The organism is Massilia sp. S19_KUP03_FR1 (assembly GCF_036688685.1).
Classification (GTDB): Bacteria; Pseudomonadota; Gammaproteobacteria; order Burkholderiales; family Burkholderiaceae_D; genus JALYUM01.
Window position 1 is genome coordinate 167139 of the sequence record NZ_JAQQPS010000011.1, and the last position, 14887, is coordinate 182025.

15 protein-coding genes are annotated in these 14887 nt (G+C 63.6%); 11 read left to right on the top strand and 4 right to left on the bottom strand.

Translation table 11 applies throughout. The annotated features are described in order from the left end of the window. Positions 1-22 precede the first annotated feature (22 nt). The 3 genes from V6M87_RS14200 to V6M87_RS14210 form a co-directional block, all read right to left on the bottom strand. Positions 23-847, bottom strand: coding sequence for a peptidoglycan recognition protein family protein (locus V6M87_RS14200; protein ID WP_332877288.1), 825 nt, complete (start codon positions 845-847; stop codon positions 23-25). Then, positions 844-1842, bottom strand: a complete 999-nt coding sequence (locus V6M87_RS14205; protein ID WP_332877289.1) for an IPT/TIG domain-containing protein — start codon at positions 1840-1842, stop codon at positions 844-846. Before V6M87_RS14205 ends, V6M87_RS14200 begins: the two co-directional genes overlap by 4 nt. A 214-nt stretch (positions 1843-2056) precedes the next feature. Beyond that, positions 2057-3508, bottom strand: a complete 1452-nt coding sequence (locus V6M87_RS14210; protein WP_332877290.1) for a cryptochrome/photolyase family protein — start codon at positions 3506-3508, stop codon at positions 2057-2059. Between the two features lie 183 nt (positions 3509-3691). Between V6M87_RS14210 and V6M87_RS14215 the strand changes: the two genes are divergently transcribed. The 6 genes from V6M87_RS14215 to V6M87_RS14240 are packed head-to-tail and all read left to right on the top strand — an operon-like array spanning position 3692 to position 8284. Next, positions 3692-4348: a YqgE/AlgH family protein gene (locus V6M87_RS14215; RefSeq protein WP_332877291.1), complete on the top strand. Its 657-nt coding sequence runs from the start codon at positions 3692-3694 to the stop codon at positions 4346-4348. Continuing rightward, entirely contained in the window at positions 4348-4755 is a 408-nt protein-coding gene (gene ruvX / locus V6M87_RS14220; RefSeq protein WP_332877292.1) for a Holliday junction resolvase RuvX, read from the top strand. Before V6M87_RS14215 ends, ruvX begins: the two co-directional genes overlap by 1 nt. Beyond that, a complete protein-coding gene (gene pyrR / locus V6M87_RS14225) occupies positions 4727-5260 on the top strand; it encodes a bifunctional pyr operon transcriptional regulator/uracil phosphoribosyltransferase PyrR (protein ID WP_332877293.1) in 534 nt (177 codons plus the stop codon). Before ruvX ends, pyrR begins: the two co-directional genes overlap by 29 nt. Further along, positions 5253-6218 carry an aspartate carbamoyltransferase catalytic subunit gene (locus tag V6M87_RS14230; protein ID WP_332877294.1) on the top strand — a complete coding sequence of 322 codons (966 nt, stop codon included), beginning with the start codon at positions 5253-5255 and terminating at the stop codon, positions 6216-6218. The genes pyrR and V6M87_RS14230 overlap by 8 nt, the downstream gene beginning before the upstream one ends. A 23-nt stretch (positions 6219-6241) precedes the next feature. Then, a complete protein-coding gene (locus V6M87_RS14235; protein WP_332877295.1) occupies positions 6242-7522 on the top strand; it encodes a dihydroorotase in 1281 nt (426 codons plus the stop codon). Positions 7523-7531: 9 nt separating this feature from the next. After that, positions 7532-8284: a lysophospholipid acyltransferase family protein gene (locus tag V6M87_RS14240; RefSeq protein ID WP_332877296.1), complete on the top strand. Its 753-nt coding sequence runs from the start codon at positions 7532-7534 to the stop codon at positions 8282-8284. 118 nt (positions 8285-8402) lie between these two features. Here V6M87_RS14240 and V6M87_RS14245 read toward each other — a convergent pair whose 3' ends face one another. After that, positions 8403-9248 (bottom strand): symmetrical bis(5'-nucleosyl)-tetraphosphatase, encoded by an 846-nt coding sequence (locus tag V6M87_RS14245; protein ID WP_332877297.1) that lies wholly within the window; start codon positions 9246-9248, stop codon positions 8403-8405. 217 nt (positions 9249-9465) lie between these two features. On the opposite strand from V6M87_RS14245, the gene V6M87_RS14250 reads away from it, so the two are divergent. The 5 genes from V6M87_RS14250 to waaA all read left to right on the top strand — a co-directional run bounded on the left by V6M87_RS14250 (position 9466) and on the right by waaA (position 14874). Continuing rightward, positions 9466-10560 carry a glycosyltransferase family 4 protein gene (locus tag V6M87_RS14250; protein ID WP_332877298.1) on the top strand — a complete coding sequence of 365 codons (1095 nt, stop codon included), beginning with the start codon at positions 9466-9468 and terminating at the stop codon, positions 10558-10560. Positions 10561-10652: 92 nt separating this feature from the next. Then, positions 10653-10961, top strand: a complete 309-nt coding sequence (locus V6M87_RS14255; RefSeq protein ID WP_332877342.1) for an H-NS histone family protein — start codon at positions 10653-10655, stop codon at positions 10959-10961. A 266-nt stretch (positions 10962-11227) separates the two neighbouring features. Beyond that, positions 11228-12610 (top strand): phosphomannomutase/phosphoglucomutase, encoded by a 1383-nt coding sequence (locus tag V6M87_RS14260; RefSeq protein ID WP_332877299.1) that lies wholly within the window; start codon positions 11228-11230, stop codon positions 12608-12610. 15 nt (positions 12611-12625) lie between these two features. Next, positions 12626-13618 (top strand): lipopolysaccharide heptosyltransferase I, encoded by a 993-nt coding sequence (gene waaC / locus V6M87_RS14265; RefSeq protein ID WP_332877300.1) that lies wholly within the window; start codon positions 12626-12628, stop codon positions 13616-13618. Next, a complete protein-coding gene (gene waaA / locus V6M87_RS14270) occupies positions 13618-14874 on the top strand; it encodes a lipid IV(A) 3-deoxy-D-manno-octulosonic acid transferase (protein WP_332877343.1) in 1257 nt (418 codons plus the stop codon). Before waaC ends, waaA begins: the two co-directional genes overlap by 1 nt. Positions 14875-14887 lie beyond the last annotated feature (13 nt).

Here is a 14887-nt window from a genome sequence, read left to right on the forward strand (position 1 = left end):
GAATTTTCCCGTATGCGCGCCATTAACTGGCGTGGCTATCCGCCCTCCGATCCGTGTTGAGATGCCCGATGGCGTCGAATGCGACCCAGGTTTTGGGGCCCACGATACCGTCCGGCACGAGTTCGTGCTCGCGCTGGAACCTGCGCACCGCCGCTTCGGTCTGGGCGCCAAACGCGCCGTCCGCTTCCACGCCGCAGCGTGTCTGCACCTCGCGCACCAGATCGCCAACGGCGCCCCTTCGCAGCGTGGGGCGGCCGTTGCCCGCGGGTTCGACAGACGGAATGGGTTTGGGTGGCGGGGCCAAACCGTTCATGATCGCCGCCACGTCGGCGCGAAATATGTCCATGTCGAACAGCGGATCGTTTTTCCTGTTCGGCGGCAGCGCGTATTCCTTGTGCCCGGCGCAGAATTCCGGTCCGTGGCCGATGTGCTGCAGGATGGCCGCCACGCCGCGCCGGTAGCTATCCATTTGCACCTCCGGCCAAGGAAAATCGGCAGACGTGCCCGCATTTTCCGCCTCAATGCCAATAAAGCTGAGGTTGCCGGTCGTGAAACCACGCCACTTGCCTTTGCCTGCGTGGTTGCACTTGCCTGCGGCGATGACATAGTAGGTACCGTCCCGGCCAAGCCCAAGCTGGGCCAGCGGTCCGGGGAGGTCGCTGCGGCCGTTGATCAGGGTGCCCAGGCTTGGCATGTTGCCCGTCCGCGGGCCGGCGGTATGGTGGCATATCACCCCCTCGACACGTCCCATCTCGCTGCGGCCGCGCTCGGCCCAGCCATCGTGAACGGCCACCTTCAGGCCGGCGCTTTCCAATACCATTGGCAACCACGTCAGGGAATAGATCATGATGCCACCCCGCCACGTGCGGCTGGAAGATCTTCGTCGGCCGTAGGGAGGGTGACGGCGACGTCGCAGCTGTCGACATCATGCTCGCTGTCGGATTCGCCAGTGGGCGCCTGCGTTGTGGCAAGGTCCGCAATCGTCAGCACCAGCTGCTCTGATGTGCCGCCGCCCGGCGCGGGATTGACGACGGTAACCTTCATCTGGCCTTCGCGTGCCGTATCGGCATCCTGCAGCGCGGCCGACAAATGGGTACTGTCCTTGAACGTTGTTGTCCGTGCGCTGCCATTGATTTGCACCACCGAGCCATTCACGAATCCCTTGCCGGTCAGCGTGATGACGACATCGCGCGCGCCCGGTGCCAAGCGCGCCGGCTCGCTGCCGCTCAGCACCGGCACCGGGTTGTCGAGACCTTCCTTGCGCTTGAGGTCACCAGCCGAGGTCTTGAACATCGTGTCGAATACTTCACTCAGCTTGTCGGTTGCCTGCTTTGAAAACATGCCGACCAGGCCTGCCAGCGCAGTGATACCGTACAAATTGATGCTGTCGGCCTGTGTGGCGCCGGACAGGAAGCCGCCCCGCACACAGAGATAAAAGATCACAGCGAGCACGGTGCCGATGAACGGCTTGAGGATGTACCACCAGAGCCAGTTGGTGGTCAGGCGCTTGTTGCCGACGAAGTCGCCGAACGACGTCGCCGCGTGGATGAAGCTGCCTAGTGCGCCTGCCAGCATAACCAGGATCAATAGCTTGGCATCGGACGAAACATGGAAGCACAGGTAATTTCCGGCAGCGCAAACTTGCTGCGGATCGGTCGCCTTGCCTGCAATGCCCCCATTCCAGAAAACCAGAAAGAGGTAGGCCAGGGCGAGCGCAAGAAGGATCAGTCCCCCCCCCAGCACGCGCGTCTGTTTCTGGCTGGCGAAGCTGGCTGGTCCGGCCGGCACCGTCGCCAGGGTCGGCTCTGACATCGATGCGGTGTTGAGTTCGTCGAACGGCATATGGCCTCCCTATCGTCATGTGCGTGACTGACTTTATCAGGACGACATGGCGAAAAGCGGCGTTAACGGCTGCTGCGCGGCGGCGTACATATGAGCCAACTCAGAACCAGCGTGCTGCAAACAACGGCCCCATGCACACGGAGAATTGAGCCGTACACGGCTGTTTTGCGCGCTTGAGCGGGGCAAACCTCACGCCGTGCAAGCCCGGTCGACTTCAGTCCGCCACCACTGCCTTTACCACGGCGAACCGCTCCAACGTCTTCTGCCGCGCCTTGTCATGCTCGACCAGCCGCTGCGGATAATTGTCCCCCAGCCTTACCCCCTTCTTCGACAGCACGGCCGCCGGCACCAGCCACGGCGCGTGGATCTCTTTCTTGTCCAGCTGGCCCAGCTGCGGCAGGTACTGCCTGATAAACTCCCCCTGCGCATCGAATTTCTCCGACTGCGTCACCGGATTGAAAATCCTGAACCACGGCTGCGCATCGCATCCGGTCGAGGCCGCCCACTGCCAGCCGCCGTTGTTCGACGCCAGCTCGTAATCGTTCAGGTGCAGCGCGAAGTACTGTTCGCCCCAGCGCCAGTCGATGCCCAGGTCCTTCACCAGGAAGCTGGCCACCACCATGCGCAGGCGGTTGTGCATGAAGCCGGTCTGGTTGATTTGCGCCATGGCCGCGTCGACCAGCGGATAGCCGGTGCGGCCTTCGCACCAGGCCGCGAACAGTGCCTCGGCCTCGGGGCCTTGCTCCCACTGAACCGCGTCGAAGGCCGGCTTGAACGCTTCGCTCACCACGCGCGGGTGCTGGAACAGGATCATCTGGTAAAACTCGCGCCAGATCAGTTCGGCCAGCCACACGGGCGCGCCGACGCCGCCGGCGCCATTCGCCGCCAGCTGCTGCACCGTGCGCGCCAGGTGGCGCACCGAGATGGTCCCGAAGCGCAAATGCATCGACAGGCGCGAGGTTGAATCGAGCGCCGGAAAATTGCGCTCGGTGTCGTAGTCGGGCATGCGTGGAATGAAGGCTTCGAACAGGCTTGACGCGCCATCCATGCCGAACGGCCGGGCCGGCACGGCAGGCTCGCTGAAGCCGAGCTGTTGCAGGGAGGGCAGGGCGGACGGGCCCGGCACGAAATGCGCAGCGTGCGCATCGCTCGCATAGGCGACCAGGCAATCGGGCTGCGCCGCCATCTTCTTGAGCCACGCGTTTTTGTACGGCGTGAAGACGGAAAATGGCTTGTCGTTCAAGGTCAGCACTTCATTCTGTTCAAAGATGACCTGGTCCTTGAAACTGTGCAGCGCGCGGCCGCCCGCCGCCAGGCGCTCGGCCACATCCGCATCGCGGGCAAGCGCAGCCGGATCGTAGTCGCGGTTGATATATACCGCGTCGACTTCCAGCGCTGCGGCCAGCTTGAGCACTTCATCGGCCGCGCAGCCGTGCCGCACCAGCAAGTGACCTTGCATGCCCTGCAGGTCGGCGTCCAGCTGGGCGATGCTGGCATGGATGAACTGGACGCGACGATCGTCTTGCGGAAGCGGATCCAGGATGGCCGTGTCATAGACAAACACACAGTACACTTCGGTCCCCGCCGTGAGCGCGTGGTACAGGGCGGCGTGGTCATGGGCGCGCAGGTCGCGGCGGAACCAGACTAAAATCTTGCTAGGAGTCATTATTCGTGTGCGTGGTCAAAGCGGACCCTATTTTACTGTCTACGATCGACAGAACAGGGTCAATGGCCCGGTGTCGAACCGCGCATGCATGGTGGCGGTCGAAATCAGTGTAAACTAGCGAAAATTCCCTACCCCGCAGTTTGGGGCTCAGCGAGCCGAAGAAAGAGTGCGGAGAGTACGCGTATGAAGAAAAGCAAGATAGGCCAGCCTCTTCCCATGCTTGGCCTGCCACAGGAAGCGGGCCAGCAACTGGGCCATGCCGGGCCGGCGGCATCCGGACTGAACCTGGCGAATCATTTCTTGATCGCCATGCCGTCGATGGATGACCCCGTCTTTGGCGGCACGGTCGTGTACGTCTGCGAGCACAACGACAAGGGCGTGCTCGGCGTTATCGTCAACAAGCCCACCGACATGACGATGGAAACCCTGTTCGAACGTATCGACCTGAAACTTGCCGACGACATCGACGCAGACGTTGTCAATGAAGCCATCCTGTTTGGCGGTCCGGTCCAGGACGACCGCGGGTTTGTCTTGCACACGCCGGGCGAGCGCTATTCGTCGTCGCTGACCGTCACCCCCGAAGTCGCCTTCACCACCTCCATCGACGTCCTCGAAGCAGTCGCTGCCGGCGACGGCCCGGCGCGCATGCTGGTGTCCATCGGTTATGCGGGCTGGAGCCCGGGCCAGCTGGAAGAAGAACTGGCGCGCAATGGCTGGCTCACGGTCGGCGCCGACGCGCACGTGCTGTTCGACCTGCCGGTGGAAGAACGCTACACGGCCGCCATCAAGTTGCTGGGCATCGACCCGGTCATGCTTGCGTCCGAGGCCGGCCACGCTTGATGATCGAGATCGTTTTTGGCTTTGACTTCGGCATCAAGCGTATCGGCATTGCAATGGGCAACACCTTGACCGCGCAGGCGCAGCCGCTGGCCGTGGTCAAGGCGATCGACAATGCCACCCGTTTTACCCAGATCGGCGCGCTGATCGAGCAGTGGCGTCCCACGCGCCTGGTGGTCGGCGAGCCGCGCCACCCGGACGGCGCCGAGCACGAGATGACCTTGCGCTGCCAGCGTTTCGCCAACCAGCTGCACGGCCGCTTCAATCTGCCCGTCACGCTGGTGGACGAACGCTACTCATCGGCGGTGATTTCCGCCAAGCGCGGCGAGGTCATCGACGACCGCGCCGCCGCCATCATTTTGCAACAATACTTTGACGACCATGCCCATCACAACAACCACGGACTTTGACGCCGAGGCGCTGTACCGCACCCTGCTCGAGCAGGTGCGCGCAGGCCTCGCCGGTGTACCGGACGCCGCCATTGTCGGCATCCATTCGGGCGGCGCCTGGCTGGCCCAGCGCCTGGCCGCTGACCTCGATTTGACGAACCGTCTCGGCTCCATCGACGTGTCGTTCTATCGCGACGATTACGCCAAAAAAGGCTTGCACCCGGACGTCAAACCGACCCACATCGGTTTCAATGTCGACCGCGCCAACATCGTGCTGGTCGACGACGTCCTGTACACCGGGCGCACCACGCGCGCGGCGATCAATGTGCTGTTTGACTACGGCCGCCCGGCGCGCATCATGCTGGCGGCACTGGCCGATCGGGCCGGACGCGAGCTGCCGGTGGCGGCCGATTTCGTCGGCGTGCACGCCGAGCTGGCGCCAGGCCAGTCGCTGTCGCTGCAGCGTGGTGAAGACGGCGCTTTGTCGCTGACGGTCGAGGACGATGCGGAGGAACCGCATGCTTAATCCCCAACTGAACAAACACGGCGAACTGCAGCACCTGCTGTCGATCGAAGGCTTGCCGAAATCAATCGTCAATCACATCCTCGACACCGCGTCGAGCTTCGTGAGTATCTCCGACCGCGAAGTGAAAAAAGTGCCGCTGATGCGCGGCAAGAGCGTGTTCAACCTGTTCTTCGAAAACTCGACGCGCACCCGCACCACCTTCGAGATCGCGTCGAAACGCCTGTCGGCCGACGTGATCAACCTGAACATCCAGGCCTCGTCGGCCAGCAAGGGCGAATCGTTGTTGGATACCATCGACAACCTGTCGGCCATGCACGCCGACATGTTCGTCGTGCGCCACGCGCAGTCGGGCGCACCGTACCTGATCGCCAAGCACCTGATCGACACGAAGCAGTCGCATGTCCACGTGGTCAACGCTGGCGACGGCCGCCACGCGCACCCGACCCAGGGCCTGCTCGACATGTACACCATCCGCCACTACAAGAAGGATTTCACCAACCTGACGGTGGCCATCGTCGGCGACATCCTGCACAGCCGCGTGGCGCGCTCGGACATCCACGCCCTGACCACCCTGGGCGTGCCGGAAGTGCGCGCGATCGCACCGCACACGCTGCTGCCCGGCGCCCTCGAGCAGATGGGTGTGCGCGTGTTCACCAACATGGATGAAGGCTTGAAGGGCGTCGACGTGATCATCATGCTGCGCCTGCAGAACGAACGCATGTCGGGCGCGCTGCTGCCTTCGGCCCAGGAGTATTTTAAAAGTTACGGCCTGACGCCGGAACGCCTGGCGCTGGCCAAGCCCGACGCAATTGTCATGCACCCGGGCCCGATGAACCGCGGCGTCGAAATCGACTCGGCCGTGGCCGACGGCCCGCAAGCCGTGATCCTGCCGCAGGTGACCTTCGGGATCGCCGTGCGCATGGCGGTCATGAGCATCCTCGCAGGTGGACACGCATGAAATTCGCATTGCACCAGACAAGCATGAAACTACATATTCAAAACGGGCGCCTGATCGACCCGGCCAACGGCATCGACGCCGTGCGCGATCTGTTCATCGATGGCGGTGTCATCGCCGCCATCGGCACGGCGCCGGCCGGCTTCAACGCCGAACGCGTGATCGACGCCACCGGCCTCGTGGTCGCGCCGGGCCTGGTCGATTTGTCGGCGCGCCTGCGCGAGCCCGGCTACGAATTCAAGGCCACGCTCGAGTCCGAGATGCTGGCCGCGATGCAGGGCGGCGTGACGTCGCTGGTGTGCCCGCCCGACACCGACCCGGTGCTCGACGAGCCGGGCCTGGTCGAAATGCTCAAGCACCGCGCCAGAAACCTGCACCAGGCGCACGTGCATCCGCTCGGCGCGCTCACGGTCGGCCTGAAAGGCGTCGCCTTGACCGAGATGGCCGAACTGACCGAAGCCGGCTGCATTGGCTTTTCGCAGGCCGAGGTGCCGATCGAAGACACCAACGTGCTGCTGCGCGCGCTGCAGTACGCGAACACCTTCGGCTACACGGTCTGGCTGCGTCCCCAGGACGCCCACATCGGTGCCGGCGGCATTGCCCATGCCGGCCCGCTGGCGTCGCGCCTGGGTCTGTCCGGCGTGCCGGTGATGGCCGAGACCATCGCCCTGCACACCATCTTTGAATTGGTGCGCGCCACCGGCGCACGCGTGCACCTGTGCCGCCTGTCGTCGGCGGCCGGCCTGGAGCTGGTGCGCGCGGCCAAAAAAGAGGGCTTGCCCGTGACCTGCGACGTCGGCGTGCACCACCTGCACATGACCGACGCCGACATCGGCTTCTTCGACTCCAACGCGCGACTGACGCCGCCGCTGCGCGCCCAGCGCGACCGCGATGCGATCCGCGCCGGCCTGCTCGACGGCACCGTGGACGCGGTTTGTTCCGACCACACACCGGTCGACGACGACGAAAAGCTGCTGCCGTTCGGCGAAGCGTCGCCTGGCGCCACCGGCCTGGAACTGCTGCTCTCGCTGATGCTGAAATGGGCCGATGATCAACACGACCCTGCGGCGCTGTCGCGCGCGCTGGCCAAAGTGAGCATCGACGCGGCGCGCGTGGCGGGCCTGCCGGCCGGCGACCTGGCCGTCGGTAACGCCGCCGACGTGGTGCTGTTCGACCCGAATGCACGCTGGCTGGTGAATGGCGCCGCGCTGGCCAGCCAAGGCAAGCACACGCCCTTCCTCGGCTACGAACTGGCCGGGCAGGTACGCGCCACCATCGTCGCCGGCCGGGTCGCGTTCGAGCGCTGATCAGCCACTTTGCGCTTCACAACCTCCCTGCGTCTGGCGCGCATTGGCGTGCACCTGGCGCTGGGCCTGGCCACCTGCGCGCTGGTCTTTCCGTGGGCCTCGCCGGCGCTGCGGGGACGTATCGTGCGGCGCTGGTCGCGCGCTCTGCTGCACATTTTTCGGGTGCAGCTCGAGCCTGCTGCCGGCGTGCCCGCCCTGGGCCACGCGCTGGTGGCGGCCAATCACGTCTCGTGGCTGGATATCTTCGTTATCAATGCATATCACCCGTGCCGCTTCGTCGCCAAGGCCGAGATCCGCGCATGGCCGGTGCTGGGCTGGCTCGCCTACAAGGCCGGCACCGTGTTCATTGCACGCGGCAGCCGGCGTGAACTGCGGCTGATCTTCAAGGGCATCGTCGAGGCGCTGCACGACGGCGAGCGCGTCGCGTTTTTCCCGGAAGGGACCACCGCGCGCCAAGGCAGCCTGCTGCCGTTTCACGCCAACCTGTTCGAGGCGGCGATCGATGCGCAGGTGGCGCTGCAGCCGTATGCGCTTTCTTACGTGGATGACCAAGGCTTGCCGCATGCGTCGATCGACTACCTCGACGACACCACGTTCGGGCAAAGTATCCGGATGATTCTGAGCGGGCCGCCGGTGCGGGCGCGCTTGACGTGCCTGGCGCCGATCGACGCACAGGGCGCGCACCGGCGCGACCTGGCGCAGGCGACGCAGGCAGCGGTGGAGGCGGCGCTGTCGGACGTTGTTAGTACCGATTCCCGATAGACCGTCGCCCTCGCGAAGGCGGGGGCTATGCCATCCAAGATCAACGATAACACTGACCGGAGGTGCTATGGGTCCCCGCCTGCGCGGGGATGACGAGGTGGTGGATGAAACGTCGCGCTTACTTTTTCCCACCCGCCTTCAAATACTCAGGACAATCCACCTGCAACAGCGTCCGGTCGTCCAGGCAAACCGCACTGAGCTTCCCGCCCCAGACGCAGCCGCTGTCGACCCCCAGTAAATTCGGCCGCATCAACAGTCCCAGCGCCGACCAGTGCCCGAACGCCACGGTGATATCCGCCGTTTTCCGGCCCGCCAGATCGAACCACGGGACCAGATTCGACCCCGGCGGCCCGGCATCGCTTTCCTTGTGCGCGAAATCCATTGTGCCGTCCGGCGCGCACAGGCGCATGCGCGTGAGGGCGTTGACGATGCAGCGGATGCGTTCGGTGCCGGTCAAGGTGTCGCTCCAGCGCGCCGGCAGGTTGCCGTACATCGTCGCCAGAAAATCGATCCAGCCCGGACCGCGCAGCACGGCCTGCACTTCGCCGGCCAGTTGCATGGTCTGCATCGGCGTCCATTGCGGCGCCACGCCGGCGTGCACGAGCAGGCAGCCGGCAGCCATGATGGCCATCGGACGCATGCGCAGCCAGGCGACCAGTTCGTCGCGGTCGGGCGCGGCCAATATCTCGTCGAGCGTGTCGGAGCGACTGGCCGACTGGGCGCCGCTGGCCACCGCCAGCAAATGCAGGTCGTGGTTGCCCAGCAGCGCCTCAACGCGCCCGCCGCTTTCGGTTTGCCATTGCTTCAGGTCGCGCAGGGCCTGCAGCGATTGCGGGCCGCGGTTGATCAGGTCACCCACGAACATGATGCTGGCGTCGCCGCCGGCATCGACGCCGATCTGGTCCACCAGCAAGCGTGCTTCGTGGGCACACCCCTGCAGGTCGCCGATAACGTAAGTCCTCATGGTGCGGTTTTCACTTTGCATCCTCGATTGAATAAAACGGCTGAGCCGTAAACGCCTATTTTAAGCGCGATCGCACAATACCCGCGCCTGCCGCGATGCATCATGACAGGGCGGTTTCCACGAGGCGATTCCGGTACAATCAAACCGAGACCAGGGCCAGGCATGCAGGGTGAAGGGTCACTCCCGATGATTGCGCGGAAAACTACAAAGACGAATCATGTTTTCATTCCTGGTCAGCTTTATTTCGTCCGCCCTTCTGACATTACTCGTCATTAAGCAGGCCAGGCTGCATCGGCGCGCACTTGATGCCGATTTTGACGCGGTGCAAAAAGTCCATGTCCATCCGGTCGCCCGCATCGGCGGCTTGCCGATTTTTCTGGCGGTCGGAATTTCCACTGCTATTTCCATCTGGCGGGTACCGGCACTGGGCCATTGGACATTTTCCCTGTTGGTCTGCTCGTCCATCGCTTTTATCGGCGGTATCGTCGAGGACTACACGGGCACGGTGCGTGCATCGCGCCGCCTGATTTTGACGATGATCGCCGCCTGGCTCGGCTATATCCTGCTCGATGCCAGGCTGGGAAGGATCGATCTGCCGTTTGGATCGATCGCCATCACCGCATCCTGGCTGGTGTTGCCCATTACAATACTGGCGGTGGCCGGGATCGCCAATGCCGTCAATATTATCGACGGATTCAATGGCCTGGCCAGCGTGGTGACGATCTGCATGTTCATTTCATTGGCGTGTGTCGCATGGCAGGTGGGCGATGTATTCGTCCTGGTAACGGCGTTGATGGTGGCCGGCGCCACCGCTGGATTCCTCATCTGGAATTACCCGCTGGGATTGATTTTTTTGGGCGATGGCGGCGCCTACTTTATCGGTTTCATGCTGGGCGAATTGGCCCTGCTGCTGGTGATGCGCAATCCCCAGGTGTCGACCTGGTACGCTGCCTTATTGCTGATCTATCCTGCATTCGAAACGCTGTTTTCTGCATGGCGCCGCATGTTTGTGCGGGGCAAATCCCCGGCCATGCCAGATGGTATTCACTTGCATAGTTTGATATTTCGGCGCATTGTTCAATGGACCGTCGGCCGAAAAGAAGCGCGTGCACTGATGCGCCGGAACTCACTGACTTCGCCTTACTTGTGGCTGTTTTCTTTGACGGCGGTTATCCCTGCGACGATGTTTTGGCGCGACACCAGTGTATTGATATGCTGCTGTCTATTGTTCATGATCAGCTACATCTGGTTGTACGCACGTATTGTCCGATTTAAGTCGCCGCGCTGGCTTATCTTTAGAAAAAAGAAGTGATGTAAAGTATTTTGTTCGAGTTTGTAGTATATTGCGACAATTAGTGAGAATTCACTTAAACTGTTTCAACCACTACTTCTAAAGGAACCATGATGGATCTGTCGAATATGTCCGTAGGCGACCTGCGTAATCTGCAGGAACAAATCAAGCAAGAAATGAAGCAGCGCGAGCACCAGGAAGTGTCGAAAGCCCGTGAACAGATCCTGGCAATTGCCCAAAGCGTTGGCGTGCCACTGAAAGACCTGATGGCATCGGCAAAAGTATCGAAGCAAGGTACCGTTGCAGTGCGGTTCCGTCATCCAGATAATGCAGCCCAGCAGTGGACCGGCCGCGGCCGTCAACCTAAATGGGTCAAGGAATGGGTCGAAGGCGGTAAATCGATCGACAAGCTGCGCGTTTAAGTCTGGATTAAGCTTTATTGCAACCTGGTATTATCTATGTTGGTAATAAGTTGCAATTAAGTTATTAAGACGACGGCGAGATGAAACGCTCGCTGTTGTGTCAGTGCAGGCGGCAAGCACGCGGGTCCACATTCCCTCTGGACCCCGCTTGCCGTTACAATACCTACTTCCGTTTTTCTTCATTCTGGCGCACACAATCATTGAATCGCTTTGCCGGCATCATCGGCGTGGGCATCGATGCACGCCGATACTCCGAGGTTCATACTATGGTTGCCCTTTCCAAGACGATTTTTAAAGCCTACGACATCCGCGGCGTGATTGATAAAACCCTCGACGATGGCATCGCCCACGCCATCGGCCAGGCCTTCGGCCGCGCCGCGCTGGCCAAAGGCGAACGCACCGTCATCATCGGCCGCGACGGTCGCCTGTCCGGCCCATCGCTGACTGCGGCGCTGGCCAAGGGCCTGCAGTCGGCCGGCGTTGACGTGATCGACCTGGGCATGGTCGCCACGCCGATGGTGTATTACGCAACCAACGTCCTGGCCGCGCGCTCGGGCATCATGGTCACAGGCAGCCACAACCCGCCCGACTACAACGGTTTCAAGATGGTCCTGGCCAGCGAAGCGATTCACGGCACCACGATCACCGCCCTGCATGACGACATCGCCGCCAACGACGGCGATACGGCCGCCACTGCAGGTACGTACACCACCTACGACATCCGTGCCGAATACATCGGCCGCATCATCGACGACGTCAAGATCGCCCGCCCGATCAAGATTGCGGTCGACTGCGGCAACGGCGTGGCCGGCGCGTTCGCGGGCGACCTGTTCCGCGGCATGGGCTGCGACGTCATCGAACTGTTCTGCGAAGTCGATGGCACCTTCCCGAATCACCACCCGGACCCGGCCCACCCTGAAAACCTGCAGGACCTGATTAAGTGCCTGCAACAGACCGATGCCGAAATCGGTATCGCGTTCGACGGCGACGGCGACCGCCTGGGCGTGGTCACCAAGAATGGCCAGATCATCTATCCTGACCGCCAGATGATGCTGTTCGCGGCCGACGTTTTATCGCGCAATCCTGGCGCCGAGATTCTGTACGACGTCAAATGCACGCGCCACCTGGGCCCGTGGATTGCGAAGCACGGTGGCAAGCCGCTGATGTGGAAAACCGGCCACTCGCTGGTGAAAGCCAAATTGCGCGAAACCGGCAGCCCGCTGGGCGGCGAAATGAGCGGCCACATCTTCTTCAAGGACCGCTGGTACGGTTTTGACGACGGCCTGTATTCCGGCGCGCGCCTGCTGGAACTGCTCACGCGCGAGGCCGATCCGTCGGCGCTGCTCAATTCCCTGCCGATGTCGGACAGCACCCCCGAACTGCACCTGCACCTGAACGAAGGCGAGAACGTCGCCATCATCGAGCACCTGCGCACCCACGCGACTTTCCCGGGTTCGGACAGCGTCAATGACATCGACGGCCTGCGCGTCGAGTACCCGGACGGCTTTGGCCTGGCCCGTTCGTCGAACACGACGCCGGTGGTGGTGATGCGCTTCGAAGCCGAAACGCCGGCAGCGCTGGCGCGGATCCAGGGCGACTTCCGCCGCGTGATCCTGGCCGCGAAGCCCGACGCCGCGCTGCCGTTCTAAGCTTTGACGCAGTTCTTGAAAATCCTTCTGGTGCGGGTGTCGTCCCTGGGCGATGTGCTGCACAACCTGCCCATGGTGGCCGATATCCTGGCCCACCATCCTGGCGCCCAGGTCGACTGGGTGGTGGAGGAGGGCTATGTCAGCCTGGTGCGCCTCAATCCGCATGTGCACCGGGTGATTCCGTTTGCGCTGCGGCGCTGGAGGAAGGGTCTGAGCGATCCTGCCACCCGCGCCGAAGTCAGGCAGTTCTGGCGCCTGCTCCGCGAAGAACGCTACGACTACGTGTTCGATACCCAGGGCTTGCTCAAGACCGGGATCATCATGGGCTGCGCGCGCCTGGCGGCGGGCGGTCAAAAAATCGGCATGGCCAATGGCGGTGAAGACTCCGGCTACGAAGGCCTGTCGCGCCTGTTCCATTCAAAAAGCGTCTACCTGCCGCCGCGCACCCACGCGGTCGCGCGCGCTCGCCTTGTGGCGGCCAACGCGCTGGGCTACCGCATCGACAGCGCGCCCGATTTCGGCCTGCCTGCGCCGGCTGCGGTGACACGCCCGGACTGGATGCCCGCCGAACCGTACGCGGTGTTCTTTCACGGCACCGCGCGTGACGCCAAGAAGTGGGCGCCGGCCAACTGGATCGCCATCGGCGCGCAACTGGCGCCGATGACGATCCTGCTGCCATGGGGCTCGGCGCAGGAAAAGGCCGAAGCCGAGCAGCTTGCAGCAGCGCTGCCGAACGCGCGCCTGCTGCCGAAACTGTCGATGGATGAAGCCGTCACGCTGGCGCGCTGCGCGGGCCTGGTGATTGGCGTCGACACCGGCCTGACCCATATCGCCGCGGCCTTCCTGCGTCCGACCGTGGAGCTGTATTGCGACTCGGCGCGCTGGAAAACCGAGGGCAACTGGTCGGACCGCATCATCAACCTGGGCGACGCCGGCGCGCCGCCTTCAGTGGCCGAGGTGCAGGCCGCGATCGCGCAGCTGGTCGCGCGCGGTTTTCCGTCACCATGATGGGCATCCTGTACTCCCTCATGTGGTGTTTGGCGCTGCCGCTGGTGCTGGCGCGCCTGTGGTGGCGCGGCCGCAAGGAGCCGGGCTATCGCGGCCACTGGGGCGAACGGCTCGGCGTCTACGGCCCACGGGCCGCCGCCATGCCCACCATCTGGCTGCACGCCGTGTCGGTGGGCGAGACGCGCGCCGCCGAACCGCTGGTCGATGCGCTGCTCGCGGCCTGGCCGGAGCACCGCATCCTGCTCACGCACATGACGCCGACCGGCCGCGCCACCGGCGCGCAACTGTTCGCCAAACATGGCGCGCGCTTCATCCAGTCCTATCTGCCGTACGACCTCGGCATCCTGGTGCGGCGCTTCCTGCGCCACTTCACACCGCGCCTGTGCATGCTGATGGAGACCGAAGTGTGGCCGAACCTGATCGCCACCTGCGCCGAACAAGGCGTCCCGGTCGCGCTGGTCAATGCCCGCCTGTCGGAAAGGTCACTGCGGCGCGGCCAGCGCTTCGGCAGCCTGATGACGAATGCGGCGCGCGGCATCACGCTGGTGGCCGCACAGACCACGGCGGACGCCTTGCGCATTGCGTCGCTCGGTGCGCCTGCTGTGGAAGTGACGGGCAGCATCAAGTTCGACGTGGTGGCGCCGCCAGCGGCACTTGAACTGGGCGCCTGGCTGCGCGCGCGCATCGGCACCCGTCCCGTGCTGCTGTGCGCCAGCACGCGCGAGGGCGAAGAGGCCTTGATCCTCGACGCCTGGCGCGCGCAGGACCAGGCGCTGCTGGTCATCGTGCCGCGCCATCCACAGCGCTTCGATGACGTGGCGGCCCTGGTGGCGGCGCGCGGCCTGTCGCTGGTGCGCCGCTCCGGGTTAAAGCAGGATGATGTCGTTGATGCAGACGTGCTGCTCGGCGACTCGATGGGCGAGATGTTCGCGTACTACGCCGCCTGCGACTGCGCCTATATCGGCGGCAGCCTGCTGCCGCTGGGCGGCCAGAACCTGATCGAAGCCTGCGCAGTGGGCAAACCGGTCCTGGTCGGCCCGCACACCTTCAATTTTTCCCTCGCCACCGAGCAGGCGGTCGACGCCGGTGCCGCGCTGCGCTGTGCGGATGCCGGCGCCATGGTCGCTGCCGCCACCGGCTTGCTACAGAACGGCATCGCGCGCGCGCGCATGGGCGAGGCGGCGCTGGCGTTTGCCGGTCAGCATCGTGGCGCCACAGCGCGCACGGTTGAACTGCTACGGCAACTGATTCGCTAGTATTTGATACCAT